Annotated in this window: 25 protein-coding genes and 2 pseudogenes; 11 read left to right on the top strand and 16 right to left on the bottom strand. The window is 57.8% G+C overall.

The features are described 5' to 3' along the window. Positions 1-350 precede the first annotated feature (350 nt). On the bottom strand, positions 351-674 hold the full coding sequence (locus F617_RS0114090; RefSeq protein WP_003517287.1) for a helix-turn-helix domain-containing protein: 324 nt from the start codon (positions 672-674) through the stop codon (positions 351-353). A 142-nt stretch (positions 675-816) separates the two neighbouring features. On the opposite strand from F617_RS0114090, the gene F617_RS0114085 reads away from it, so the two are divergent. The 3 genes from F617_RS0114085 to F617_RS0114075 all read left to right on the top strand — a co-directional run bounded on the left by F617_RS0114085 (position 817) and on the right by F617_RS0114075 (position 2,696). After that, positions 817-1,452: a glutathione binding-like protein gene (locus tag F617_RS0114085; protein WP_003517288.1), complete on the top strand. Its 636-nt coding sequence runs from the start codon at positions 817-819 to the stop codon at positions 1,450-1,452. 190 nt (positions 1,453-1,642) lie between these two features. After that, positions 1,643-2,071, top strand: coding sequence for a GNAT family N-acetyltransferase (locus F617_RS0114080; protein WP_245260797.1), 429 nt, complete (start codon positions 1,643-1,645; stop codon positions 2,069-2,071). 220 nt (positions 2,072-2,291) lie between these two features. Next, complete coding sequence (locus F617_RS0114075; protein WP_003517291.1) at positions 2,292-2,696, top strand: OsmC family protein; 405 nt, start codon at positions 2,292-2,294, stop codon at positions 2,694-2,696. Between the two features lie 83 nt (positions 2,697-2,779). Here the strand turns inward: F617_RS0114075 and F617_RS0114070 are convergent, their stop codons facing one another. After that, positions 2,780-3,364 (bottom strand): MgtC/SapB family protein, encoded by a 585-nt coding sequence (locus tag F617_RS0114070; RefSeq protein WP_019565712.1) that lies wholly within the window; start codon positions 3,362-3,364, stop codon positions 2,780-2,782. Between the two features lie 329 nt (positions 3,365-3,693). Between F617_RS0114070 and F617_RS0114065 the strand changes: the two genes are divergently transcribed. Further along, on the top strand, positions 3,694-4,122 hold the full coding sequence (locus F617_RS0114065; RefSeq protein WP_026330850.1) for a GNAT family N-acetyltransferase: 429 nt from the start codon (positions 3,694-3,696) through the stop codon (positions 4,120-4,122). A 69-nt stretch (positions 4,123-4,191) separates the two neighbouring features. Here the strand turns inward: F617_RS0114065 and F617_RS0114060 are convergent, their stop codons facing one another. From F617_RS0114060 to F617_RS0114045, 3 genes are all read right to left on the bottom strand, one after another. Next, positions 4,192-4,947, bottom strand: a complete 756-nt coding sequence (locus F617_RS0114060) for a S9 family peptidase (RefSeq protein WP_003517297.1) — start codon at positions 4,945-4,947, stop codon at positions 4,192-4,194. A gap of 130 nt (positions 4,948-5,077) precedes the next feature. After that, a complete protein-coding gene (locus tag F617_RS0114055) occupies positions 5,078-5,710 on the bottom strand; it encodes a CatB-related O-acetyltransferase (protein WP_019565710.1) in 633 nt (210 codons plus the stop codon). A gap of 878 nt (positions 5,711-6,588) precedes the next feature. Continuing rightward, positions 6,589-7,353 (bottom strand): AraC family transcriptional regulator, encoded by a 765-nt coding sequence (locus F617_RS0114045; protein ID WP_019565709.1) that lies wholly within the window; start codon positions 7,351-7,353, stop codon positions 6,589-6,591. An 83-nt stretch (positions 7,354-7,436) separates the two neighbouring features. Here F617_RS0114045 and F617_RS0114040 point away from each other — a divergent pair, with 83 nt between their 5' ends. Further along, complete coding sequence (locus F617_RS0114040) at positions 7,437-8,153, top strand: class I SAM-dependent methyltransferase (RefSeq protein WP_019565707.1); 717 nt, start codon at positions 7,437-7,439, stop codon at positions 8,151-8,153. Between the two features lie 334 nt (positions 8,154-8,487). Here F617_RS0114040 and attM read toward each other — a convergent pair whose 3' ends face one another. The 3 genes from attM to F617_RS0114025 are packed head-to-tail and all read right to left on the bottom strand — an operon-like array spanning position 8,488 to position 11,960. Next, positions 8,488-9,279 carry an N-acyl homoserine lactonase AttM gene (gene attM / locus F617_RS0114035; RefSeq protein ID WP_019565706.1) on the bottom strand — a complete coding sequence of 264 codons (792 nt, stop codon included), beginning with the start codon at positions 9,277-9,279 and terminating at the stop codon, positions 8,488-8,490. 45 nt (positions 9,280-9,324) lie between these two features. Beyond that, positions 9,325-10,485: an iron-containing alcohol dehydrogenase gene (locus F617_RS0114030; protein ID WP_019565705.1), complete on the bottom strand. Its 1,161-nt coding sequence runs from the start codon at positions 10,483-10,485 to the stop codon at positions 9,325-9,327. A 20-nt stretch (positions 10,486-10,505) separates the two neighbouring features. Continuing rightward, entirely contained in the window at positions 10,506-11,960 is a 1,455-nt protein-coding gene (locus F617_RS0114025) for an NAD-dependent succinate-semialdehyde dehydrogenase (protein ID WP_019565704.1), read from the bottom strand. 55 nt (positions 11,961-12,015) lie between these two features. Between F617_RS0114025 and blcR the strand changes: the two genes are divergently transcribed. After that, complete coding sequence (gene blcR, locus F617_RS0114020) at positions 12,016-12,843, top strand: IclR family transcriptional regulator BlcR (RefSeq protein ID WP_081626729.1); 828 nt, start codon at positions 12,016-12,018, stop codon at positions 12,841-12,843. 515 nt (positions 12,844-13,358) lie between these two features. Here blcR and F617_RS0114015 read toward each other — a convergent pair. Genes F617_RS0114015 through F617_RS0114005 form a run of 3 tightly spaced genes read right to left on the bottom strand, consistent with a single transcriptional unit; the run spans position 13,359 to position 17,480 of the window. Then, positions 13,359-14,426 carry a lipocalin-like domain-containing protein gene (locus F617_RS0114015; protein WP_019565702.1) on the bottom strand — a complete coding sequence of 356 codons (1,068 nt, stop codon included), beginning with the start codon at positions 14,424-14,426 and terminating at the stop codon, positions 13,359-13,361. Beyond that, on the bottom strand, positions 14,416-16,824 hold the full coding sequence (locus tag F617_RS28725; protein WP_019565701.1) for an ABC transporter permease: 2,409 nt from the start codon (positions 16,822-16,824) through the stop codon (positions 14,416-14,418). Before F617_RS28725 ends, F617_RS0114015 begins: the two co-directional genes overlap by 11 nt. After that, on the bottom strand, positions 16,821-17,480 hold the full coding sequence (locus F617_RS0114005) for an ABC transporter ATP-binding protein (RefSeq protein ID WP_019565700.1): 660 nt from the start codon (positions 17,478-17,480) through the stop codon (positions 16,821-16,823). The genes F617_RS28725 and F617_RS0114005 overlap by 4 nt, the downstream gene beginning before the upstream one ends. A gap of 420 nt (positions 17,481-17,900) precedes the next feature. Here F617_RS0114005 and F617_RS27055 point away from each other — a divergent pair, with 420 nt between their 5' ends. The 5 genes and pseudogenes from F617_RS27055 (at position 17,901) to F617_RS0113980 (ending at position 20,310) form a co-directional block, all read left to right on the top strand. Further along, positions 17,901-18,287, top strand: coding sequence for a hypothetical protein (locus F617_RS27055; RefSeq protein WP_034502139.1), 387 nt, complete (start codon positions 17,901-17,903; stop codon positions 18,285-18,287). A 76-nt stretch (positions 18,288-18,363) separates the two neighbouring features. After that, positions 18,364-18,558: pseudogene (locus tag F617_RS0114000) on the top strand (ABC transporter substrate-binding protein); the annotation flags it as partial. Beyond that, positions 18,558-19,166, top strand: a pseudogene (locus tag F617_RS0113995) (type IV secretory system conjugative DNA transfer family protein); the annotation flags it as partial. The pseudogenes F617_RS0114000 and F617_RS0113995, both read left to right, overlap by 1 nt. Positions 19,167-19,686: 520 nt before the next feature. Next, on the top strand, positions 19,687-19,998 hold the full coding sequence (locus tag F617_RS0113985) for a WGR domain-containing protein (RefSeq protein WP_026330849.1): 312 nt from the start codon (positions 19,687-19,689) through the stop codon (positions 19,996-19,998). A gap of 33 nt (positions 19,999-20,031) precedes the next feature. Then, the gene (locus tag F617_RS0113980) at positions 20,032-20,310 is read left to right on the top strand and encodes an HU family DNA-binding protein (protein ID WP_003517400.1); all 279 of its coding nucleotides are present in this window, start codon (positions 20,032-20,034) and stop codon (positions 20,308-20,310) included. A 149-nt stretch (positions 20,311-20,459) separates the two neighbouring features. On the opposite strand, the gene F617_RS28720 is transcribed toward F617_RS0113980, so the two are convergent. From F617_RS28720 to F617_RS0113950, 5 genes are all read right to left on the bottom strand, one after another. Continuing rightward, a complete protein-coding gene (locus F617_RS28720; protein ID WP_019565695.1) occupies positions 20,460-20,621 on the bottom strand; it encodes a hypothetical protein in 162 nt (53 codons plus the stop codon). A 319-nt stretch (positions 20,622-20,940) separates the two neighbouring features. Further along, positions 20,941-21,252: a DUF736 domain-containing protein gene (locus tag F617_RS28715; protein ID WP_003517402.1), complete on the bottom strand. Its 312-nt coding sequence runs from the start codon at positions 21,250-21,252 to the stop codon at positions 20,941-20,943. Between the two features lie 590 nt (positions 21,253-21,842). Further along, positions 21,843-22,775 carry an ArdC family protein gene (locus F617_RS0113960; RefSeq protein WP_019565693.1) on the bottom strand — a complete coding sequence of 311 codons (933 nt, stop codon included), beginning with the start codon at positions 22,773-22,775 and terminating at the stop codon, positions 21,843-21,845. A gap of 431 nt (positions 22,776-23,206) precedes the next feature. After that, positions 23,207-23,806 carry a hypothetical protein gene (locus F617_RS0113955; protein WP_025591403.1) on the bottom strand — a complete coding sequence of 200 codons (600 nt, stop codon included), beginning with the start codon at positions 23,804-23,806 and terminating at the stop codon, positions 23,207-23,209. A gap of 505 nt (positions 23,807-24,311) precedes the next feature. Further along, positions 24,312-24,710, bottom strand: a complete 399-nt coding sequence (locus F617_RS0113950) for a DUF1419 domain-containing protein (protein ID WP_019565691.1) — start codon at positions 24,708-24,710, stop codon at positions 24,312-24,314. Positions 24,711-24,719 lie beyond the last annotated feature (9 nt).

Raw genomic sequence — 24,719 nt, 5'->3', positions numbered from 1 at the left:
CACGCTTACGGCGAAGCCAACGATAACTCTCGGTCAGTTTTTGCCATGCTTGGTTGGGGGCGTCGCTGGGTTTCATTCTGTGGCTTTTCGTCGGCCAGCAACAGACGGCCAGCTTAGCCTTGTCGCAACATCGTTCTTGGCATTTGGAACCTTTTATTGGCTGGCGTCCTATTCATTGCCTGATCTTTTGCTAGCAAGATTGATATCGGGATTTGGACTGGGCGTGGTTGTTGCAAGAGCCTTCCGGCGCGGCTTTCTTGAAAATCCGGTAGTTCCCCGCGTCCGATAGATTCCCGACCGCACTTGGTGCTTTGCATTAGGGCAGTTCCCCGCCCGAAGCGGACATCAGGTCAGCTTGCATTCCTATCTTTCAGCCAAAGCCCGAATTCCTGAACGACTGCGACAACTTTACCCAGACGGCGTCCTTCTTCGGTGAGCGCATACTCCACCTTTACGGGAACTGTTGGGTAAACGGTTCTGGCAATCAAGCTGGCGTCCTCCAATGCACGGAGGTCTAGGCTCAGCATCCTTTGAGAAATGCCCGGTATGAGCCTCCTGAGTTCGTTGAACCGTTTTGGACCATCGATGAGATAGGATGCGATTAGCAAACGCCATCTTCCGCCCAGCAGATGCATTGCGAGCTCAACGGAACAACCGGTGACGGTGTCCTTCAAATTCGCACCTCCTGAAAACCGGTATAATTTATGTACCTAGATGACATTATTTTGCGTTCTTACATTTCTCTACCGCGTCAACTAAGTGGATTTTGGTCCTCGTGCAACATGCCGCGAGGTACTGAAATCCAGGAGACGATTAATGAAACTCTACTACATGCCCGCCGCTTGCTCGCTCTCACCACACATCGTTGCCAACGAACTGGAGTTGGATATCGAATTTGTCAGGGTGAACTTCAAAGATCATAAGACTGAAGGGGGCCAAGATTATTACGACATCAATCCCAATGGCTACATTCCGGCCCTGGACGTGGGGAACGGCGCGATGCTTTTCGAGGGGCCAGCCATCGTCCAATACATGGCCGATCTGAAGCCTCAATCCGGCCTCGCTCCCGCCAACGGCACTTTCGAGCGTTACAAGCTGCAGGAGATGCTGAGTTTCCTATCGACCGAAATCCACAAGGGCTTCATTCCACTTCTTTATGCGAAACAGGCGGGTGCATATCTCGAAACAGCAACGCCGAAGCTGGAAAAGCGCTACGCATGGATCGACAATTTGCTGGCATCGCAGCGTTTTTTGATGGGCGAGAATTTCACGGTCGCCGATGCATATCTGTTCGCTCTCACAAGCTGGGGACAAGCGTCATGGCTGAAGTCATACTATGGTGCAGATATCCATTTCGACGATCTTCTCAACCTCAGAGGCTGGTATGAACGCGTAAAAGAACGGGATGCGGTGAAGCAGTCCATACTTGAAGAAGGCTTATCGCTGAGCTGAGTTCATCATTCTTTCCAGCACGCTATATGTCCGCAATTGGCGCTTCCGCGCCAAGTCGGCCGTTGGCCCATAGCAGATGTTGACAGAGGTGTTTTGCCACACTGTACTGGCTGCCATCGCAGATGAATGCAGCCACAAGGTAAGCCAGATGCAAATTAGGAATGCCTCGAAAGAGGATGCGCTCCGGTGCGTGGAGCTTGTCGAAGCAAGACGCAAAGAATACGAGAACTACGAGCCGCGCTTTTGGAAGAAAGCCGCTAACTCAGCTGCTTCGACTCTTTCATGGTTTGAAAAACTGTTCTCTGATGAGCACAACGTGTCTCTTGTCGCCGTTGAGAACACACTGATCGTCGGTTTTCTTATCGCGCGAGAGTTTCCAACTCCGCAAGTATACGATCCGGGTGGGGCGACCGCTTTGATCGATGACTTCTGCGTTGCTGCTAAAGATCGTTGGCACGATGCGGGTGCAGCATTGTTACAGCGCGCAAAATCGGAGCTAAATCGGCGGGGGTTCGCACAAGTTGCGGTAGTTGGCGCTCAACGGGATGCCGCCAAAACTGCGTTATTGAGCCAAGCCAACCTTTCATTAGCTTCGACATGGTGGACATCAGAAGTGTAGCATTTCCCGAAATTGCGGGCATTCCTTAACTCAACGGCACCCAGCCATAAGTTGGACTCTCTGTTGCCGGAACGGCCGCTTCTGGTGCACTCTCGCCAAATTGGCCGCCGCCCCGAGCGGCCTCAAACCTCATCTTTTAAAGAACAGGCTCGAAAACACAGTTGACCACGCCAACGTTTGCCACGAACTTGCAAAGCTCAGACATGGACGGAGTTATGTGATGGTGCGGTCGGTCATCGAGTTGCGGAACGTCGCCGGCACTGAGGCAGCGATGGGTTGGGCTGGCGGCCATACGGTGGTCATCGATCGGCCGGAAGGCAAGGCCGGGGGATTGGGTCTCGGTTTCAATGGCGGCCAAATGCTCGCTCTAGCAATAGGAGGCTGCTACTGTAATGACCTACGCTATGTCGCCCATGAACGTGGCGTGAAAATCGAACAAATTGCCGTAACAGTGACACTTGACCTAGAGGGTGTACCGCTGGTCGCCACCAAAGCCGTGCTATCTGTAAAGTGCGAGACATCGGACGGCTCCGATCCGAAAGCCTTGATCGATCATGCGTGGTCGGTGTGCACAGTCGCCAACTCCCTCAATCGCGGGATCCCGACGATAATACAGGTCGCATGACCGTTTTTGGCGCTTTTCAGCCTTTTCGCGGTACCTGCTACAGATTGAGTTGAGGCCGAAACATCTTCGCTGTCGTCCTACGGTCAATCGTCCCCAATAGACTTTGAGTCCGTCTCGGATGGCGTGGGCAAGATGTGAGGCACCGCTGCGAGAATGACCAAGACGATCGCGGTCGATAAGACGGCCGTTACCTCCATTCCCAGGCCGGCCATTACACCAATCGCGGCTGTCGCCCAGATACTGGCCGCTGTGGTGAGCCCTTCTACCTCCCGCTGCGCCGAGCGGATTATGATAGCACCCGCGCCGAGGAAGCCTATTCCTTGAACGACACCCTGCAGTACCCGTGACAGATCGCCGATCTGCATGCCGCTCTGCAGTGGACCTAAAACGAAAAGTGCAGCACCTACGGCAACCAACATGTGAGTCCGCAAGCCAGCACTTCTGCCCTTGCTCTCGCGTTCGAACCCGAGAACCCCACCGAGTACCGCCGCGATCACAAGGCGCACAGTGATGCGAGTTATGGCCGACGCGTCTGGAACATCAGAGAATTCTTTGACTAACGTCCCCCAAACTTCGTCTCCCACGGTCGCATCCTTATGTCGTTCGCAAATTTGGCATGTAAACGAGGTGCCATACAAACGCTGCGTTGGCAACTTCACTGCCGCCATCGTCACCCGTGAGGGTAACTTTCGTGCCGATAGGGGGAATAACAGCCGTCTCGCACCGTCAATTGCCGCGGGATGCCTTCCCCCAACCGTCCAGCGGAGCGATTGCTCGTGCGAGCGCAAGCAGCAAGCACCGGGATGTAAAGCCATGTCTGCATTTAGGTACGGGCAAACACGGTGTCTGTGACTGGAATGAAGGCGCGAAGCGGAAGACGACCTTCGGCCCGGAGAGGAAGTCGAGCTCGGTCCTGAACGTCCATTGACAACTGACCCTGTTTGGAGTGGCAAATAATCGCTACTTTATGGGCTCAATTTGGAAAGCGTCCGATAAGATGGAACAATCGCAATACAGCACCGCGTCCCGTTTGCCGACAGTAGAAGAGTACCTGCATCTTCGTTCTGTCGCCGGGCTAAGTGCGTTTTCGCCAGAGGCTGCCCGGTTAGGGCTAACGGGTACGGTTTACTCGGTCGTTGTCATGCATCGAGGCGCGGCAATCGGGATGGGGCGATTGATCGGCGATGGAGGCTGCTTTTTCCAGGTTGTCGACATCGCTGTTCATCCCGACCATCAGGGACGAGGACTGGGGAAAACCATCATGCAGACAATCATGTCGTATGTCTCGCGAAAGCTGCCCGTCTCGGCCTATGTCAGTCTGATCGCCGACGTTCCGGCGAACAAACTCTACGAAAAATTTGGCTTCAAAGAAACTGCTCCGCGATCGCTGGGAATGGCATATCGGGTTACTTCGGCTGAACCTTGAAACGAGCTTGCAAGACGGCCGCAATTGGCGCAAAGCGGAAGACGGCAGTCGGCCCTAAGCGGACGACCATCAATGAATAGTCGCCATCGGTGCGAACACGCGGGTAAGGAAATCGCGGAGAATGGGAGTGACCTGATCGCGGGGAAGCCGATGACCGCCATCAAGCGCGTGAAAACGTACAGGGACCCCCGACCTTGCAAGAGCCTCGGAAAATCGTTCAGCCTGATCGACCGATGCACGATCATCATATTTGCCGTGGAGAAGTAGGGTTTCTGATCGGATGCTATGAGCATGATAGAGTGCGGATCTATCCAGGAAGGCCTCGTCTGAGATACCTGCTTCGTTTCGGATAGCCTCTTGCAGGCCTCGTGCACTTGTCTTGTAGGCGTCTCTCAAGTCATAGACGCCTCCAGTCAGTATGATCGCTTTGAGATCGGCCACCTTGGTTGCCACCATGGCAGAGGCGACAGCCCCACGGCTGTTGCCATAAAGTACGATACGCTCTGGATCGACTGATGGCTGCCGCTTGAGGAAATCCAACGCCGCGACAATCGCTTTCTGTGTCGACGGTCCGCAGAAATCCGCTGGTCCGTCCGATGTGCCGAAACCAGGCTGCGATACGGCGGCCGCTGTTATGCCGAGGCGCGAGGAGAACCGGACGAGCGATCCATCTTCGACCGCTTCCTGTCCACCTAAAAGAAGTCCTCCCTGATTACCGTGAACGAACAGTATCGCTCCGTTTCGTCGATCCGAAGCACGCGCCTGGAATAGCTGAACACGAGCGCCATCGCCCCGATCTATGGTGTGTTCTGTTACCTCAGCCATGGCGGTCACCCCGTTGCAACTGCGGGTGAGGATACGGCGGGATGTCCTACCGTCAAGGTCCCCAAATGGCGCTTCTGCGACATGACAGCCTTGGTCCGATTGCGAACATTACGAGATGGCGAGCCCGGCGCTAGGCGATTTTGAGAGCGTCAAGGTCACCATTACTCAGAGATGCTAAATTGGCTTCAATCTTCTCGATTGGCCAGTCCCACCAAGCAATATGAAGCAGGACATCTATCACCTCAGCGGGATAACGCATTCTAATCACGGTAGCGGGATTGCCGCCAACCACGGCGTAAGGCGGGATATCGCGAGCAACGACCGAGGCTGCGGCCACGATAGCACCCGCGCCAATGCGCACACCAGGCATGATAGCCGCGTTGTGGCCGATCCAAACGTCATGACCGACGACCGTGTCTTTGACCGGCAGTTCCTTGTAGCCAAACGTCTCGGGCTTGAAGATTCGAAATGGATAAGTTGTGAAACCAGTCATCGGATGATTGGCCGAGCTGGTTATGAAGTAGCAACCCTTAGCAATCTGTACAAATTTGCCGATCAGCAGCCGCTCGCGACATGTGTGACCGAGATAAGGGGCAAGTATCTGGGCTGTCTCTTCTGGGGTTCCAGAATGCGTGAAGTAGCTGTATTCGCCGACCTCGATACGAGGATGGTCGACGACGTTCTTTAGATACACCGTGTCCGAATAAACCCTGCCGTCAGGCAGGGTGATAGGATGGATTGCGTCGGGATCGAGGAGCGACATGGTGAACCTTTTACTGCCCATTCCGACGCTACACGAGGTCGGGCGCGTTGAGTAGGCTAGATTGACGTGATCGGAATGACGATATCCCTTCCAAGCCACGGAAGCCACCGTGCCGCCTTTATCGCTGCCATGAATGGTTTTTATAATGGCTTGGCGAGTGTTTGTGCGCCAATGACCGCTTTTGGCGCACAGGTGACGTTTTACGCCGCTGCGAAGCGTTGCCTGCTTTCAGGCGCGTCCCATGATGGCCTCTGTGACCGACACGAAGGCGCTTTGCCGACTGGGCGGAGCCGACCCCATTACCGCCGTTCACTATGCGGGCTGACTTCCCGGAAGCAATCATCGCGGGGGGGGGGGGCCTTAGCTGTAAAGGTAACGACGCATGCAATAGAGCAGCGTTGCCATTTCCGCGTTCTCGCGCAAGTCGATCGCGCGCCTGAAGAGGAACCGATGGGTCGCCTCGTCGACGCCATTGGTTAGCTCGCATTCAAAGGTGAACCGATGCGTCTGTGAGGATCGGCTGGTTTAGCGAACGAAAGCTTCCGTGAACTTAATGCGGGCCAACGACCGATTGAAGCCGCTTTGCCAGCTTGCCAGACCCGATCCCATTCTGGCCGTTTGGCGCCAGAACGCCAACGCCCAAAAGCCGCCGCGAGCAGCTAATCCAAAAGCTTGCCTTGCGCTCCGTCCTTATGCCGCGCTCGCAGCTTCCCCAAGATCTCGTGTGAGAAACATGACGGTCGCCAAATCGAACGTTCCTCTGGGAAACTCTCCCAGATTGTGCCACTCGACACGAGCATCGGCGGGCGTGCCCTGGAAAGTGGCCTCAGTATTGGCCGAGAGGGCCGAAGCGCTGTAGGGAATTAAGATCCTCTGCCTCATTTTCGTGGTTTGCTCTGGGCCGGCGGTGAGCCGAACTTGCGGGAATAGGCGCGGGAAAATGCGGCGGCGCTGCCGAAGCCGACCCAGGCGGCGACCGATTTGACACTTCGTCCGGCGCGCAGTTCTGCTCGTCCGAGCGCCAGGCGCCAGCCATTCATGTAGGCGATAGGCGACTGGGCAACGGTTTGCGTGAAGGTGGAAATGAATTGTCCGCGCGACATATCCGCTATGGCGGCAAGGTCCGCAATCCGCCAATTTCGCGCCGGATTGTCATGTATGGCCACAAGGCTGGGATGCAGTGCGGGGTGCGCCAGACCCGCCAGTAATCCCGCATCGACCGTGCCGATCGCTATTGCCTTGCGGATCGCAAGCACGACGATGATCTCGCATAGACGCGCCTCGATAGTACCGCCACCACAGCGGGCGACCTCGACCTCGGCCACCATCAGTTGACACAAACCGCGCAATTCCGGTTCGTTGGCCAGTGAAAGGCACAATTCGTCTGGCAGTGCACCGACCAACGGATTGGCACTACCGCCAAAATCCACTGTGGCGCCAGCGCATATAGCTGCGCCATCCGGCAGCGACACCGTGGATCTGGCGCGATAAAGCAGATGGGTCGGTTCACCTGCGCCATGGACATTGATGATCAGGAGGTTAGCGGCTTCAGCACAATCGCAACGTGATGCGCCAAGATGAAAGGCTTTCAGGAAAGCCGTCAACCGATCATGTTTTCGCCCGGAATCTGAACTTTCAGTCATGTATTTCCTCCCTTTCCTGATCGCAAATCTTGTATCCTCCCTGAGCGAAGCACGCCAGCACGTCTAAACAGACAAGAGACAGCATGACACAGGATTCTGCAGCCAAATTTGACGCCTCCCGCGCAGGGGAATACGCACGACAGAGCAGGATAGCGCTGGCCGGATATGACGCCTGCCACGAGCATTCCGCCTGCATGCTGTCGGCAGCTCTGGGCGAAGGAACGGGGGCACGGGTTCTGGTTGTCGGGGCCGGCGGTACGGCGGGCGAAATCATCGCCGCCGCTCGGCTGGAACCGCAATGGTCCTTTGTCGCCGTCGATCCTTCAGCACCGATGCTCAACCTTGCACGCGATCATCTGGTCAGGGCCGAAGTGTCTGACCGGGTGGAGACCGTCCTCGGAACCGTCTCCGATCTGGATAGAGCTCCATCGTTTGACGCCGCAATCATGATCGGCGTGCTGCACCATTTGCCAGGGAACGCCGCAAAGCAGGATGTTCTGGCGCAGATTGCAATGCGGCTGTATCCTGACGCGCCCCTGATTGTGGCGGGGAATTATCGGGCGTATGCGTCGCAGCCCCTGCTCATGGCAGCATGGGCAGCACGCTGGCGTATGAACGGCGCCGGGCCAGAAGAGGTCCAGGCCAAAATGGGCAAGATTCTGCAGGGTGCGGAGCCACCCCGATCGGAAGACGAGGTCATTTCATTGCTGGAAGGCGTTGGTTTCAACGAACCGCTTCGGTTTTTTGCAAGCCTGTTTTGGGGAGCATGGCTGGCCCGACACGTGGGGAACGCTAAGTGAGCGCCATAATCTGCTCGATTTGCAGACAGTTTGGATCAAAGAGACAAGTTTACTATAAGCCATCCGGTATTACCTAATTGTCAGCCCGAACCCCGATGGCTCAACGTAACGCCGGGGCGAAAAACGTCGTATGAGCACACTCGCACAGCTAGAGGATAGCTTTCAGGCCTTGAAGCGACAACAAGAGCGACCTGAACGAAGCCGTATATCCCGAAAAGGTCGATGCGCCGAAATACACGGTCCCGCTCGGCTCGGTGCCTTTGGCTCATATGATAAAAATCGGCGAGATTGCATGCAACCTCGCCGTATCTGGCCGTTGACTTGCGCGTTCTATTTACGCGTAAAATTCGGGAGCCTTCTTGAAGTTCGCCCAGGCGTCAGGGTCATGGCCGGTGACGACTGTTGCATCATGCTTTTCGGCATAGGTGCGGAGCTTCTGAACAGAACGGACCGTGTCAACGGTCGAGGCAAGGAAGCCAGGCAAAGCCTTCTCTTCCCAGTGGTCCAGTGTGTAGGCAGCATCGATCGTCAGGAGAAGCGGTTTGCTGTTTGGCAGGCGCACCAGGAAGGACTGGTGGCCGGGCGCATGACCGGGCGTGAAGATCGTGGTGAGCGTGCCGTCGCCGTAAACATCGTAATAATCGTCCTGCGCACCGTTGAGGAACTGCCACTTCAGACCCGGCTTGTCGAAGTCCTTGCGGATATAGCCGCCGCCAGCAAACCAGTCGGGCGTAAAGGCATATTCATATTCAGAGCGCTGCACGATGTGGGTTGCGTTGGGGAAGCGACCGATGGCGCCGGTATGATCGAGATGCAGGTGCGACTGCACAACATATTTGACATCGGCCGGATCGAAACCAAGCGCCTTGATCTGGTCAACGCAGCCCTGGTCCTTGTCCAGTACTGGCCAATAGACATCGCAGATGCCGCCCCAATGGCCACGCGGATCTGTTGCAACTTCAATCGCGTTGCCGCCGTCGATCACGGTGTGCCCAGCAGGATGGGTAATCAGGAAAAACGGAACGGGGATCTCATAGTCCGCACCGTTCCCCTGGTTCATCTTGATGTTGTGTACCTTGCATTTCAGCGTACCCGACTGAAGCATGTAAAGTCTGATATCGGTCACTCGTTTTCCTCCCTTGGGACTGAAGATATTGCTGTAAGAAATGGGTCAGAACGCCTCGCGGTAGAGCGCAAGCGCATCCTCTTCGCGGACTTCGACCGGATTGTTGACCAACAGACGGCTCTGTTTCATTGCGTCGGACGCAAGCATGGCGAGCGTGTTGTCCGTCACGCCGACATCGCGCAGACGTCGCGGCGCGCCGCTTTCGTCCATCAGCGTTTCCATATGCTGAACGAACGCATCCGAACGGGTTGCCGCATCCCCTTCACCCGGAACACCCAGCACGTCGGCAAGCTCCGCATAAAGCGACGCGGCAGCCTTCGCGTTAAAGCGTAAAACCGGCCCCAGCATCAGGGCATTGGAAAGCCCGTGTGGCACGTGATAATGGCCGCCCAGCGGATAAGCGAGCGCGTGGACGGCGGCCACCGGTGAGTTGGCGAAAGCCTGACCTGCCAATGTCGCACCCAACAGCATGCCTTCACGGGCTTTCCGGTCGGTGCCGTCCTTGCAGGCGGCGATCAGATTTGCACCGAGCAGACGTAGTGCCTCGCGCGCCAGAGCATCTGATAGCGGGTTCTTCTTGTGTTTGCTGGTGTAAGCCTCGATGGCATGCACCATGGCATCGATACCGGTGGCAGCCGTATGGACCTGCGGCAGTCCCACCGTCAGTTCAGCATCCAGAAGAACGAAATCAGCGTAAAGCTGCGGAGAAACAACCCCCATCTTGGTGGTTTCTCCCGTGGTGATGATGGAGATGTTTGTGACTTCCGAACCGGTACCGGCCGTGGTCGGCACCAGCACGAGCGGCAGGCGTGATCCTTTTACGTTGCCGATCCCGTACATGTCGGCAAGCGTCTGGTCGGAAATCAGAAGGACAGCCACAAGCTTGGCGATGTCGAGCGATGAGCCCCCGCCAAGACCGATGACGATATCGACTCCGATCTGCCTTGCGGACTCGACGCAGTCGGCAACGATGTGCTCTGGCGGATCAGCAACGACCTTGTCGAAGATGGTGACGTTAAAGCCGCTCGCCGCAAGAGCGTCAGCAATCGGCTTGATGAGGCCGGCCTTGATGAGACCTGCATCGGTAATCAGCAGCGCCTTGCGCGCCTGAAACCTGCCGGAAAGAATCTCTCCGAGGCGCTGGGCGCCACCCCAGGCAACCTGCATGGAGGGAACGGTGCGGAATTCGAAAGGGTTGATGGTCATCTGATCCTCCCAGCGTGATCTCAGCCGAAGGCCGAGCACAAATATTTGATTTCAAGATATTCATCGATGCCGTAGTGCGAGCCTTCGCGGCCCAAGCCGGACTGCTTCACGCCACCGAATGGTGCGACTTCGTTGGAGATGAGGCCTGTATTGTGGCCCACCATGCCGTATTCGAGCGCTTCTGCGACACGCCATGTCCGGCGGACATTCTCGGTGTAGAAATAGGCCGCCAGACCAAATTCGGTGTCGTTCGCCATGGCGACCGCTTCGTCTTCCGTCCCGAACCGAAAGAGCGGGGCGACGGGTCCAAAGGTCTCCTCACGGGCAACCTTCATGGCCTGAGTTGCACCAGTAAGAACCGTTGGTTCGTAAAATGTGCCTCCAAGAGCATGGCGCTTTCCACCGGTGGCGATCTTTGCTCCCTTGCCAATGGCATCAGCAACGTGATCCTCGACCTTTGCCACGGCATCCTGGTCGATCAGTGGACCGATCAGAACACCAGGTTCCGTGCCCTCACCGACGGACAGGCTTTCGACCCTTTTGACCAGCTTTTCCGCGAATGCGTCGTAAACACCATCCTGGACATAGATCCGGTTGGAGCACACGCAGGTCTGTCCGGCATTGCGGTATTTCGACACGATCGCGCCCTCAACGGCCGCATCCAGATCGGCATCATCAAAGACGATGAACGGCGCATTGCCACCAAGTTCCAGCGACAGTTTCTTGATCGTCGGGGCCGATTGCGCCATCAGCAGACGACCGACTTCGGTCGATCCGGTAAAGGAGATCTTTCGCACCGTGTCGCTTTCGGTAAACACCTTGCCGATATCGCGTGCGGCGCCCGTCACCACCTGGAAGACACCGGCGGGAACGCCCGCTTCTTCGGCGAGAACACCCAGAGCAAGTGCGGTGAGTGGCGTCTGTTCAGCCGGTTTGACGATCATCGTGCAGCCTGCGGCAAGTGCCGGGGCCGCCTTGCGGGTGATCATCGCGGCCGGGAAGTTCCATGGCGTGATCGCGGCGCAGACGCCGATCGGCTGCTTCAGGATGGTAATGCGCTTGTCGGTGGTCGGCGAAGGAATGGTATCACCATAAACACGTTTGGCTTCCTCCGCGAACCATTCCACGAAAGATGCCGCATAAAGGGCTTCGCCCTTTGCTTCCGCAAACGGCTTTCCCTGCTCGGCAGTCATCAACGCACCAAGATCGTCAGCGTTCGCTACCATGAGATCAAACCATCGACGCAATATGGCAGCGCGGTCCTTCGCAGCACGGCGGCTCCACTCGGAAAATGCCTTGCCTGCTGACTCGACTGCAGCTTCAACCTCATCTGCCGACAATGAAGGAACGTGACCGATGATCATCGAGTTGGCGGGATTTTCCACCGCAATCGTCTTGCCATCCGCAGCTTTCAGCCAGCGACCATTCACCAGGCAGGCATCACGCAACAGCGCCGCATTTTTTAGCTTGATCATCGACCTCTCCCGCACTAGAGTTCAACTAATTGAACTTGAATCATTAGAATGAACTATGGGCCAAAGCGGCCAAGTGTGTCAAGGAAGGTGCATGGCTGAAGATCAACAATCGTCGCAAATATCAGACACTGTACCGGCACTCAGACGCGCCGTGCGTATTCTGGATCTTGTGGCAGGCTCGCCGCGGGACCTGACAGCCGCCGAGCTGACACGATTTCTGGATTTGCCCAAAAGCAGCGCGCATGGCTTGCTTGCGGTGATGACTGAGCTTGATCTTCTGGCGCGATCTGCCGATGGAACCCTGCGTATTGGACCCCACTCGCTCAGATGGGCGAACGGCTTTCTGTCGCACCTCGATATCGTATCGACATTCAACGACCATCTCGCCCAGCGCCATGACCTCGATCCCTACACGGTGACCCTCACCGTCCGCGAGGGTGGCGAAGTCGTTTACATCGGCTGTCGCAACTCGGCTCAGCCGCTTGGACACACGTTTCGGATCGGTATGCGTCTGCCGGCGCCATTTACGGCCACCGGGAAGATCCTCCTCTCCGATCTGGGGCCCGGTGAATTGAGGATGCTGTTCTCTCAGTTTCCACAGCCTCTGACATCAAGGAGCGTTGCTGGCCTTTCGCAGCTTGAAGAGGAACTGGCTCTGACGCGCGCTCGCGGCTACTCCATCGACGATGGTCAGATCCGCGAAGGTATGCTTTGCATTGGCGCAGCGATACGCGATTACTCGGGAGCCGCATCTGCCGGCATTGCAATCAGTCTGATCCGCAGCGAAGCCAGCGACGAAAAAATCGCTAGCCTTGGTGAGGAGCTTCGCACCACAGCCAACGCGCTTTCTGAAAAGCTTGGGTACCGATCGCAGAAAGACTAGTCGTAGCCTGTAGGGGTATGGTCGATGGCGACAAGACCAGCTTTGCTGTATGCGCCAGTGCACCGGTACCCCAGCTAGCCCCGTGCCGAGTATGGCTGCGCCGGGCGCAGTTCGGGTCGAGAACATAAAAGAAATCATCGATGTATTGAGCACCAAGGGAAAAGACCTCGGCCCGCAGATGCACGATCCACCGCGTTGCCTTATTCCTGGCTGGGACGAAGCCGAACAATGGGTTGTCATCACAGGTCATTGCCCTCCGGTACGGTGCGAAAACCTCGTGCGTGTCTCCACGAACTTGCCAATAATTTCTCGGCAATTGCAGTGCCAGAAGGCAGATGTACGTTCCCGACCCGGGGAAACCTGGCAAGAGTGGAAACGACGCTTATCGTTAGATCGAGGAACTCGAGACGACTCCTTCGGAGCGTGTCCTAGGTGTCTCGCCGGACCGTATAAGGCGGCGTCTTTAAGCTCGGGACCTGTTGCAGCCGATATCTCGTCTGGGACAGTGGGACAGGCTAATATCCGGTCATCTCCAGATAACCTTGTCCTGAGGTGCTTCCATCAAACTCTATTGGCCCCTCCCAGTAGGGGGTTGACGTCGCCATCCAGGCTTTCTCGTTCAGCGGCTTCGTCTTTATGTCTAGGCCACGGCTGGGTATCTTCACGCTCCATTCGACCGGAATGCTCTTTCCGTTGATATCCGCGGTCCGCAACGGACTGAGCAAGACGTCTTTCGGATCGACGGGAGACGGCCTGCCATCGGCGGAAATCCAGTTGGCGGAGATGTAGCCGCTTTTGTCGTCACGCAGACGGAAGGCCATGAGTTTTTCGCCGGATGCAAGGTGAAGGGAAAACCAGTCCCATCCCGTCTGGCTCGAGGCTAGCGGTTGCGACGACCATTCCCGATCGAGCCACGCCTCGCCCGTTACCTCATGGGCTTCACCATCAAGAAAGACGCTGCCGCTGACACTGTAGAATGGCTGGGAGTAATAATAGCTTGCCTGGCCCTCTGCCGATTTAGCCGAGTAGCCGTTGTCCCCCTGACGCACCAAAGGCCCGTGGGCCTGAAGTTTCAGACGATATCGGAAGCTCTCGCCATTGGCGTTCAAATCGATCTGATCGAGGTCGTCCCGTGCATCGTCAGTCCCTGCCTTCATTTGCCAATTGTCAATCCAGGCGTCGAAGGGTTCGCCTTTGACCCCCGCCTGTCCCACGCCTCCCCGCGCCAGCCGTTCGGCAACATGGTGACGGCTGGCAGTCGTCACGGCTGCGTGGCCAATCCAAATTTGAGGGTCGGACCATCCGGGGCGCTCGACAGGTTCAAGCGCAGAACGAAAGAGTGTCCATTGGACGCCCATGCGCTGTCCATCGGCCGTCTGCAGATTTGCAGTAACGTACCACCACTCGATCCTGAAACCGGGATGTGCCTTGTGGTCTTTTGGAAAGACGATTTCAACGCCGCGTGTGGGAATGCTGAAGCCTTCGGCATTTGACCCGAGGCCCGCAAAGCCTTGCCCCATGACCGGCGTGGGCAAGGAAGTGCATGAAGCGCAAAGGAGCAGGAGGACGGCTTTAGCGTTCACTGGCGAATATCCTCAGAAGATCGGCCGGCGCGGTTTTAGCAAGCCGTCGAACAGGGATCAGGACCGAAAGGATGGCGGCGAGCAGGGCAACAAGACCCAGCCTCAGCCAGTCTAGCGGAAACAGGATCAGCGGCAGTCGCCATCCAAAAGCCTCCACATTGATGATTGCCAGCAAAACCCAGGCCAGTCCCAGCCCGACAGGAATGGCGGCAATGAATGTCACAAGCCATAGAGCAAGAGTTCGCAGGACCTCCAGCATCGCAAGGTCGCGGCGACGAAGTCCAAGTGCCCAGACAGGAGCAAGCTGCGGCAGTCGAAGTGAAGCGAGCGTAAGCTGGCTCGAAAACATGGCAAAACCCGCCACCGCGAGCGTGAGCACATTCAGCGCGCCGGTGACCGCAAACGTCTGTTCGAAGATTGCAGCAGACTGCCGTTTCAGCGAGGCCTGGTCTACAATACTGGCTTCGGGCAGGCCGAACTCCGTCATGAGGCGTTGTCTGAAGCCCGCAACCTCCTCTGGCTCCATGCGAAGGCCGTATCTCAGCTTTTCAATGTCCGGGTAGTGCTGGACGAGGGCATCAAGACCAATGATGATCTCGCCCCTCGGATTGCCATAGTCGGAAAACACCCCGACGACCCGGGCTTTCCAGCCACCTGGCATTTCTATCTCTGCGCCGGGCGACGCCTTTCCTGACCTCCAGAACTGTTCGTTGACCAGTGCACCCTTCCCGCTCGCAATCTCGTCCCATGTTGCGGGCCCGCCCGAAATCAACGGCCAATGGTCCCTGTATGTCGCATCATCGGCGACGCCGAAGATGCGGACCTTCTGCCCCGAAATTTCCCCTTCCGTACTCCAGATGGGTAGAACCGCCCTTGCATGGTGTGGAAACCACTGCCGCAGACGCGCAGCTTCAGCCTCGTCACGGGCCGTCACATAGACCTCTGCGGCCAGGCGCTGATCGAGCCATCCCACAAAGGTTTGCCTGAAGCTTGAGACCATGGTGCCGACCCCGATATTGGCCGACAAAGCGAGCAGCAATGCCATCAGCGCCAGGGAAAGACCCGGCAGCTGCTGGCGCGTATCGGCGAAAAACCAGCGGGTCAGTCCGTGTCCGGAGATGTGTTCGGCCACTCTCATGCACAGTGCCAACAATATTGGAAGAATGAGTGCAGCGCCCAGAAGAAGCGCTGCAAGCACTGCGAAACCTGAAATGAGACCGCCGCCCAGCAGCACAAGCGCGCCGGATACAAAAAGCATAACCATCCCGGCGGCCGCCTGATGGAGGAGGCTTTTCGTGGACACCATCGCCCACGCCCTGCCCTGTGCCGTGGACAGTATCGGCATCCGCCGGACGCGGAGGAGATGTTGAAGCGAGGAAAGCCCGGTCCCCACCAGCGCCATTGCAAGGCCGGCGATCCACCATTCAGGCCGCAGCGAGAGTGAACCGGCAACACTGGCCCCGTAAAGACCACGCAGGGTCGCGGCCACGCCCGGCAATAGAGCCGATGCGACAACGTAGCCGACAACAATGCCCAGCGCTCCAGATACCAGCGCAAAGAGCGCGGTTTCGATAACCAGCATCGTGGTCAGGGAGCGAAGCGAGACCCCGAGCGACCGAATGGTCCTGAACGTGCCACGCCGTTGCTCGAACGACAGGCCCGTTGCGGAATAAACGATGAAGAGACCGACAACGAAGGCAAGAAAACCAAAAGCCGTCAGGTTGAGATGAAAACTGTCCGTGAGGCTTGCGACGTCGGGCCTGCTTTGTGCCTGTTCGAGGGAAAGTTCAGGGGCTATGTTTCCGATCGTCGGAAGATCGGGGTCTTGCGATGGCGAAACGATAAGCCGGCTCAGTTCACCATTGCGTTTCAACAGGCGGTCAGCCGTGGAAATATCGACAAATGCCGCGCCGTCGGGGAGATCCGCTCGTGCCTTAAGGGAAAGGCCAGAGGTATCTTTCAATGTGGCAGCCGTTGCAGCAGAAACGATCATCTGTCCGGGCGTCTGGATGAATTCCACCAGCCCGGACGGATCAGATGGTGCAGGCACCATTCCGTCGGACGGCATGGTCAGGGGGTCGATGCCGATAAGCCTGATACGCGTCGTACCAAACCTGTAATCGCCTTCAATGATCGGAGAGACGTGCAAACCTGCCCTTCGAAGCCGGGCATATGTTTGCGAGGAAATTCTGCCGCCGTCCTTTGCCACCAGTTGATCCAGCTGGTTTTGCGCCAGGACCGAGGCCGCCCGGTCATAACTTGCTCTGGCTTCGGCATTGATTGCCTGGACCGCGCACCAGAGGCCGGTTGCAAGCGTGACGCCGACAATGAGGGTGAGAAGCTGAAGCGGTCGGTAGCGCCAGTGTGAGAGCAGCGCCCGGAAGGCGGTCCAGTTCATTGCGAAACCTTCCCGCCGCTCAGCGCGATACGCCGATCGAGTTTTACCGCCAGCCGGCTGGAATGGGTCACCAGGAGGAGTGTGATCTGCGCGGACTTTGTCAGTCTCAACATAATATCGATGACGATATCAGCCGTCGCCTCGTCGAGATTACCTGTCGGCTCATCGGCAAGAATGAGGGGCGGTCTTGCCGCAAGCGTACGTCCGATCGCCACCCTTTGCTGCTGACCGCCGGAGAGCTGTTCGGGATAGCGTGCAAGCAGCTCTCCGATCCCCAGCGCCTCGACCAGGCTTTTTTCCCAGACCGGGTCGAAACGGCCCGCCAGCCGGGCGTGAAACGAGATATTGGATCCGACATCGAGGCTCGGAATGAGATTGAACTGCTGGAAGATTAAGCCCACCTCCCGGCGTCGGAAGCTCGCTCGACCGGCCTCGTCGAGATCGGTTATTTTCCGACCCCTCACCGTGATGATGCCACTGTCGGGCAAATCAAGGCCGCCGGCCAGATGCAAAAGCGTACTCTTTCCGCTGCCGGATTCCCCCGTCAGGGCAAGACTTTCGCCGGCTTCAAGTGAAAGGTCGACGCCGTTCAGGACCGGGATAATGCCTTCGGCTGTCTGGTAGGATTTCTTGATGCCGGAAAGTGAAAGGACCATGGCTCTTCGATCTCTGCTTCGTCCTATATGGACCGATATGCTGGCGGATCTCAACCGGTTTAGATACCGATATTCGACGCGCAGCCTAAACGACCGCACCGTTTCTGCCTGTAAAGTCGCCCTCCCCTCTGGCGTCTCCCCCCTCCCGTTCCGAGCGTGAGATGGCACCCGACACAAAAAACACTCGCCGTAGCCTTCCGAGGCAAAACTCCTCAAAACTTTGAAGTATCCATGTCAGTCGCGGGCATCCGATCACTTTGGCTCACATGACAGGCGCATACAGGCTTCACCCTGTTGAAGAATTGTCCTATGCTGTGGAAACATGACAGGCGGTGTGCATCCGGACGGCGAGGGTCGCCAAGGCAATGTCCGGCCACAAGCAACTTCTAAACTCGGCCGGACTCTCATTGGAGAGTCGTCATGTCGGAACAATCTTTTGCAACGCCGTCCTTGCCGTTCGTACGTGTAGAAACCTGCGACGGAATACACGCCGCTGTCGCCTTTGAGGTGATGCGTGATCAGTATGGGGTTTATGCTGCGACAGCAGCGGCATGGTGCGCCATCGAAGCACGTGGCGACGGTAAGGATGACCATTATCGTTTCTGGTTTGGTCTTTTTTGCGATCTTCGCAAGGCGTCCCCGGTCTTCTCTCTTCAGTTGCCACCAGCCTTCAAAATTCCAGGAATTTCTGAGCGCACCGGAATTCCGTCCGCGGAGAACAGGTGTGACTGCCTCTCGGTCTTGCTCAAATCCCGGCATGTCGGAAACGCAATTATTCGCGAAATACGATCAATAATAAAAAACTAATATTGGATTTGGCGCGGCAGCGTAGCCAATGTCTGCCAGCAAATTGCGAAAAATCAATCCATTACGAGGGCGAACGATGAAACGTGGAATCCTGTTTGTTACATTTGTAGCTGCAACCGGCCTGGTCAGATCTGCAGACGCAGAGCAGTTGATCGTCAACAGCTATGGTGGACCTTACGAAGATATCATCCGGGATCGGATCATCGAGCCCTTCGAAAAAGAATTCGGCGTGAAGGTTATCTACGACGCGGTTGGATCCGCGTCGCAAGAATCAATATCCCCGCATCGATCCTGCGGTCCTATCCCGGTATCGGTCGGGTGATCATCGGCTCGCTGATCAACGCGATGATCGAAGCGGATGGTGCGTTCACGAGGCGAGCGTTGTTCATTTTGGACGAAGTCGATCTGCTTGGCTACATGCGCGTGCTTGAAGAGGCTCGCGATCGCGGTCGCAAGTATGGCGTCAGCATGATGCTGATGTACCAGTCCGTCGGGCAACTGGAACGGCACTTCGGAAAGGACGGCGCGGTCTCATGGATCGACGGCTGCGCTTTCGCGAGCTACGCAGCAATCAAGGCACTGGATACCGCCCGCAACGTCTCAGCCCAATGTGGAGAAATGACTGTCGAAGTCAAAGGCAGTTCTCGCAATCTCGGCTGGGGTGCGAAAAACAGTGCATCGCGTAAATCCGAAAGCATCAATTTCCAGCGCCGGCCGCTCATTATGCCGCACGAAATCACCCAATCGATGCGCAAGGACGAGCAGATCATTATCGTCCAGGGCCACAGTCCGATCCGCTGCGGACGGGCGATCTATTTCAGGCGGAAGGACATGGATATGCACGCCAGGCCCAACAGGTTTGCCAAGCTGGGACCTTGACGGCTCAGGCGTTTTCTTGCGGACCGTATTCGGCTTCTATTGGCCATTTCGTTGCCTTCATCAGCGCCAGTGCCGCGTCGATCGCCTTCTAGCGCTTCGATCAGGTCGTTGTGTCTCGTTGAAGGATGGGCATGGACACCGAAGAATTGACGATGTGCTAGCTCAACCCGTCCTAGTGCCTCTCCAGCGTAGATGACAGATGCTCCTGTATCGTAGTCGTCGCGGCCGCCGCTTCCTCAAAGGGTGCCATTTGATCCTCCTTTTTCGAAAACATGCGATACCTGAACATGGACCGACTGACGATTGGAAGCGAAGACAGCTCGCCATCTGATTTACCGGCTGTGCTCACCTCGACGATCGCGCCCGGGCGTATCGTTCAGACCGGGAAGCTTGATCCCGTGAGGATGATCGGACACTGCCGAAACCGCAACAGGCATCCATCACAGAAATGAATCGGAAGCGACCTTTCGATTCATAAGTCTCGTTGGACCAGATCGCGAGCATCGCCGATCATGCGGGGATGGGAACACACCACTACCAGCTTTATTGCCAGAGGATCGACGCCAACAGGAACATGGCCCGATATTACGCGCTCGCGATCCGGCCAACCCTTTTTGGCGAAATAGCCGTCGTGCGAAGCTGGGGACGGATCGGCAAGGCTGGCGGGGAGATGACCGAGGTGTTCGGCAATGAGAATGATGCGATATCGCGCTTCCTCGAACTGGTACTGCAGAAGCGCAAAAGGGGCTATCAACCGGCAAGAAGCTGTGGAAACCCCTGCAGGAGCGCCACTTTAAGGACAACGCCGCATGACAACGTAACGATCGCCTGAAAGGGTTTTCCCGTCTTCAACGAGGAAACCGTCATGACCACAACTAATGAAATCGCCGAAAAGATCGCATCCGAACAGAACCTGACCAAAGCCCAGGCGAAATCGATCGTCGAAACCGTCTTCGCGTCGATCACGACGGCAGCCACGTCCGGAGCGGAAACATCTATCCCGGGATTCGGCAAGTTCAAGATCAAGGATACCCCGGAGCGTGAGGCTCGCAATCCGGCAACCGGCGCCACCATCAAGGTTGCCGCTGCGAAGAAGCTTACGTTTCAGCCTGCCAAAGCACTGAAAGATGTGCTGAACAAGTGAGCCGCACCGCGGTAAGCGGGGTCATCAGGGGGGAGCCGCCAAAGGCAGACGGCGCAGCGTCATCGGCGCTGCTTGCCATCACGCTTAAGCTGATCTCGATCTCGATGGCAATCGGACGGTGGTGGCAGCATTGCGGGTGTATGCCACCCTCAGAAGGGCGGCACGGCGTCAACGGAACCGTCCTGCTCGGCCATGATAACTGCCAGTTCGGCCAGAGCCAGTTCCAGCTCTGCGGCAATCTGGCGACGCTCGTCTGGGTGGCAATGGTTCATCTCGGCGCGCAGTTCTTCGATATGTTGTTCCAGTAGCATCGTCATCTCCTTGACGTTTGAGAAAGATGACGCCGCGGGGCGTGAGGAAATGACGGGGTCAGGGATCGCGTCGGCGACCGCCAGAGGCGGCGAGTGGGGTGCCGGTTTTGTTGAAGCGCAGGGAACCGGAGCGGAAGCAAAATCGGGGGGCCACGCGAAGTCCTTGAGGCCGGCATTTGCTCGCGGCACGATTGGTCACTCTGAGCAGACCCCGCCTCTCCGTATCGCGACCAGAAGAAGAAGCGGGCTAGATGCCCGGTTCCTTGTTGGTTTGAACAAGGGAAAAGCCCCGCCGTTTCCGGCAGGGCTTCGTCTTTGATCAGGCGTCGCGCTTCGGGCGGTTCCAGACCAACGTATAGTCGCCTTCCCTCTCGGTCGGCCAAAGTGCCGCATTGATCGGGGCCGGAAAGCTCGGATCGTCGAGCTTGACCGAGATGTAGGGCTCTCCGTCGCCGGAAACCTGGCTCCAGGCGGCGCCGACTTCGGCCGCTCCAGACATGATCCGGAAGTCGGGAGCGTCGCGGGATGTGCGTTCGATCGGGTTCAGGCGGGCCTTCATGGAGACCGTCAGAGTGCGTACGTGGCCGAGGATGGTGTTGCCGTTGGTGGTGAATTCGCCGATGATTGCCATTGTCGTGATCCTTTCGGTTTGATCGGGCCGCGACCATCGCGTCCTCGATGACTGTCGATTTGATCGGGGACGATCGGACCGCATCCTTAAGGGACCGGAATGCAATGGAGGGCGGCGGGAGACGGCTTTCTTGGACCGCGAGGAATGCGAACGCAGGTCGCAGGGGAAGAAAGGGGGCGATGCCGTTGCGGGAGAACGATCGAGGCGCAGCCGATCTTCGATCGGACATGTCAAATCGAGGCCGCGTTGGCCGCGCCCACTTCCTATGCCCGAATGGATGGCAGCAATGGCCACATCGATCGTTTGGGCATTGCCGGGCCAATGCGACAAGTCCGGTGAGCGTCGCCGAACTTTCCTTCTCGATGGCGGCTCCGGTTTTCAATCTGGCACATGTCGCCCATGCTTGCTCGTATCCGCAAGAATGACCTGTTGCTGATGCAGGACGCATAAGGGCCAGTCGCAGCAAAACTGGCTCGCGCCCGCACGGAACAAGATCGCCTTCGCTTTCCTCCCGAACGGTCAATCCGCGCTGCCCGGATTCAGATTTTGGGAGCAGTACCAAAGGACGCTCTAAAAAGAGAGGGGCGCTATTACACTGCCTCCCTCGTCGCGCAGGCATCCGCCCTTGGCTGAAGACCGTGGAGATAATTGACCGCCCGCTGCGCATGCGCGGCCGCCTGGAAAATTGCCCGTTTGTCGTTGGCCAGCACCGAGAGCCATGACTGCAGATAGGACGCGTGATCCGGCCGCGGCTCAAGTTCCGGCGCGATACCGAGGTCAGCGCAGAGGAAGCAACTGCCAAGTTCGGCAATGAGTTCTTCCCGCGCTCGCTCCGTCCGGTCCTTGGCATAGCGCGACAGGTCGCGTCCCACGCGATGTTCTGCCGCCGTCCAGTGGGTCGCCTCATGGCTGAGGACTGCCGCATACCCGGCGGCATCGCGGAAGGCTTCGAACGGTGGCATCTGGATATAGTCCATGGCCGGAGAATAGTATGCCTGGTTGCCGCCGTGCCGAATGACTGCGCCGGTATTGCGGAAGAACTCGTCGGCGTGACCGATGCGCTCGATCGGGCTCAGGAGCGGTTCGGGTACGCCATGATAGTGGTCAGGCAGGCCGTCGATCTGCGCTACGTTGAACACCGTGTACGATTTAAGGAACGGAATATCGCGCTCCACCTCGCCGCCATTACTGTCGGTCTCCGACTTGGTGAAGCGGCTTGCATAGATGACCGTCGTTCCGGTCTCGCCCTTGCGAACAGCTCCATCCAGCTGCAAGGCCTGTTTGAACGTCATCCATGTCGGCGAGACATAGCCCCTCGCTGTGCTCTCCGACCACAACAGCAGCACGTTGAGACCGCTATAGGCTTCGCCGTTGTGGCGCAGCGGCCGGGTGATCCGTCCGGTCGTATTTGCGGCCGACCAGGGCTTCATCCACGGACGGACGCCTTTTTCCAGATCCGCAACGATCATGTCGGTGATCCGCGCATAGAGATCGGCGCGCTCGCCCTGCCCTTTTCTTTTCATATCCTTGAACCTCCGTTTTCGGAGCTCGCGACCATCGCGACCCCGTCACGTCGGTCAAAAGCCGGGCAGATCAGGGATGAGCGCACGCGGAACGCGCCGTAACAACGTGAAGGAGGGCGAAGCCCTTGCGCGAGACCCTCGGCCCGGCAGACCGAAGGCGGGACGGGGTAGCAATGGACAGATTACCGATCTTCATCCGCAGCCAAGGCGAGGGCTTCGCCAGCAAGACCACTTTCTGCCGCACGGCAGCGGACGGAATCTTAGCAACGGCGCGGTTGAGGTTGGGACCTTCTGTCGACGCATTGAAGTCGCGTCCCGTCGTAGATTCGAGGTGGTGGCCGGCACAGGCCCTCGTGACTTCGAGCTGACGAGAACAGGATACCTTCGTCGACGTGAACAAAGGCGGGGCCGGAGCCCCGCCGTGATGGATGTTATTCGAAGGCTGACAGCTGGACTGCTGCCGCCTTGCGGTCGAGCGTCTGGCCGGGATTTTCGACCGGCCGGTCGAAGGGTTTCCATGTTTCGCCCACCACCTGCTCATAGGCTGCGACAGCGCCGACGGCCGCCATTCTGAGCGCATGTGCCTGGATGCCCATGTCGGCTGCGAATTCGCGCTTGCGCTGGGCGGCGCTCTCATAGCCGACCGGACCGTCGAGATCCTCGTCGCGGGCATCCGCAGCGCTCTTGGCGGTGGCGTTCCGCGCCTCGGTGACGGCGCGGGAGTAGAACTGACCGGCGCCATGGGCCGATCCGACATAGGCCCCGACGATGCGCTGCAGATGGATCTGCATCGCCCGGTCGCCAAGGCCATCGGAAAGTGCGGTGGCGGTTTCGACGATCAGGCGCTCGTGCATGTCACGGATGCCATCGCTGTCGACAATGGCGGTCCCGAAGCTTTCGGCGATCCGAAGCGCCTGTGCTTCATCGGGGCATGAAAGGCGGACCATTTCTAGGGTGGCGCCTCTGCGCAGCGGCACGACGCGGGCGGATTGGCGGATTGATTGACGGGATTGGGTTGCTGACTTTGCCATGGTGGTCTCCTTTGCTTCGCCGAAGTGTCGCCCCCCTGGCCGTTCTGTCCTTCGGTGCGGTCGAAAGGAACAGGCGCAATCCGGGCGGATCAGGGCCCGGGCAGGCCAGATCGAGCGAAGCAGGCAGGCGGTCAAGCAGGGGTGACAAGCCCTTGCGAAGCCCGCGTGCCTGCTTTGTCGAGAGCGGCATGACCGGCCGCCCCGCGGCGCGACAGCGGCCTTGAACCGAACGGGCGCCGGTTCAGACGCCACGAAACCGAAGGACGGAACGGCCAGAGGCAAACCTCGGATGCCGAAGCTGAGAGGAAACCACGCTAGACCTGCGCCAGGCCGCGCCGATCCAACGTCCAAGCCGCAGCTTGCCCAGTCATCACAACCGCCGACGTCACTATCGGCTCGTGGTCCCGTTTGGCCTGGGCCACCCGGCAGATGTGCACGGGCACGCAATGATGCGATTGCATCCTCCTGTCGCGCGAGCGTTCACGAAAGTCCATCGACGGAGGAATTATGCCGCATAACCGAGACAATCGTCCGCAGTGCGCGACCAAATATCTTCCAGCTTCTCGTCGTGCGTCATCACAAGGGAGGGCCTGGATTCGCGTTCGATGACAGCGCTTTGCATGCGTTCGGGCGAGCTCTTGTCGGCCAGGTCGCAATAACCGCGGAAGTGCCAGAGGCACCCGTCGACCGGCAGAGAGAAGAGGATGCTGGTGGCCAAACGGGTCGGGAATTCGCGCATGGCGAATATCCCGGCCTTGATCGAGAGCGGCGGCAGTATCTCAAACGTGTAGTCGTGGGATGCGTCGGCGATCTCGAACCATTCGCCACTGTAGAGCGCGCTGTCGTCCCACTCCCATACATGCTCAGCCTCGTTCGGTAATGATCGCGCTGATGTGGCACCCATGGCTGCACG

Source organism: Agrobacterium sp. 10MFCol1.1, from assembly GCF_000381165.1.
Lineage (GTDB): Bacteria > Pseudomonadota > Alphaproteobacteria > Rhizobiales > Rhizobiaceae > Agrobacterium > Agrobacterium tumefaciens.
This window is presented reverse-complemented; position numbering and strand designations above follow the sequence as displayed.

Coding starts and splice junctions, on each gene's coding strand:
- F617_RS0114065 (WP_026330850.1), top strand. CDS start 3,694: ATGGAACAATCGCAATACAGCACCGCGTCCCGTTTGCCGACAGTAGAA.
- blcR (WP_081626729.1), top strand. CDS start 12,016: ATGGGCCAAAGCGGCCAAGTGTGTCAAGGAAGGTGCATGGCTGAAGAT.
- F617_RS28725 (WP_019565701.1), bottom strand. CDS start 16,824: ATGAACTGGACCGCCTTCCGGGCGCTGCTCTCACACTGGCGCTACCGA.
- F617_RS0113950 (WP_019565691.1), bottom strand. CDS start 24,710: ATGGGTGCCACATCAGCGCGATCATTACCGAACGAGGCTGAGCATGTA.
- F617_RS0113980 (WP_003517400.1), top strand. CDS start 20,032: ATGACCACAACTAATGAAATCGCCGAAAAGATCGCATCCGAACAGAAC.
- F617_RS0114070 (WP_019565712.1), bottom strand. CDS start 3,364: ATGGCGGCAGTGAAGTTGCCAACGCAGCGTTTGTATGGCACCTCGTTT.
- F617_RS28715 (WP_003517402.1), bottom strand. CDS start 21,252: ATGGCAATCATCGGCGAATTCACCACCAACGGCAACACCATCCTCGGC.
- F617_RS0114040 (WP_019565707.1), top strand. CDS start 7,437: ATGACACAGGATTCTGCAGCCAAATTTGACGCCTCCCGCGCAGGGGAA.
- F617_RS28720 (WP_019565695.1), bottom strand. CDS start 20,621: ATGCTACTGGAACAACATATCGAAGAACTGCGCGCCGAGATGAACCAT.
- F617_RS27055 (WP_034502139.1), top strand. CDS start 17,901: ATGTCGGAACAATCTTTTGCAACGCCGTCCTTGCCGTTCGTACGTGTA.
- F617_RS0114025 (WP_019565704.1), bottom strand. CDS start 11,960: ATGATCAAGCTAAAAAATGCGGCGCTGTTGCGTGATGCCTGCCTGGTG.
- F617_RS0114060 (WP_003517297.1), bottom strand. CDS start 4,947: ATGGCTGAGGTAACAGAACACACCATAGATCGGGGCGATGGCGCTCGT.
- F617_RS0114055 (WP_019565710.1), bottom strand. CDS start 5,710: ATGTCGCTCCTCGATCCCGACGCAATCCATCCTATCACCCTGCCTGAC.
- F617_RS0114030 (WP_019565705.1), bottom strand. CDS start 10,485: ATGACCATCAACCCTTTCGAATTCCGCACCGTTCCCTCCATGCAGGTT.
- F617_RS0113985 (WP_026330849.1), top strand. CDS start 19,687: ATGGGAACACACCACTACCAGCTTTATTGCCAGAGGATCGACGCCAAC.
- F617_RS0114085 (WP_003517288.1), top strand. CDS start 817: ATGAAACTCTACTACATGCCCGCCGCTTGCTCGCTCTCACCACACATC.
- F617_RS0113960 (WP_019565693.1), bottom strand. CDS start 22,775: ATGAAAAGAAAAGGGCAGGGCGAGCGCGCCGATCTCTATGCGCGGATC.
- F617_RS0114045 (WP_019565709.1), bottom strand. CDS start 7,353: ATGACTGAAAGTTCAGATTCCGGGCGAAAACATGATCGGTTGACGGCT.
- F617_RS0114005 (WP_019565700.1), bottom strand. CDS start 17,480: ATGGTCCTTTCACTTTCCGGCATCAAGAAATCCTACCAGACAGCCGAA.
- F617_RS0114075 (WP_003517291.1), top strand. CDS start 2,292: ATGGTGCGGTCGGTCATCGAGTTGCGGAACGTCGCCGGCACTGAGGCA.
- F617_RS0113955 (WP_025591403.1), bottom strand. CDS start 23,806: ATGGCAAAGTCAGCAACCCAATCCCGTCAATCAATCCGCCAATCCGCC.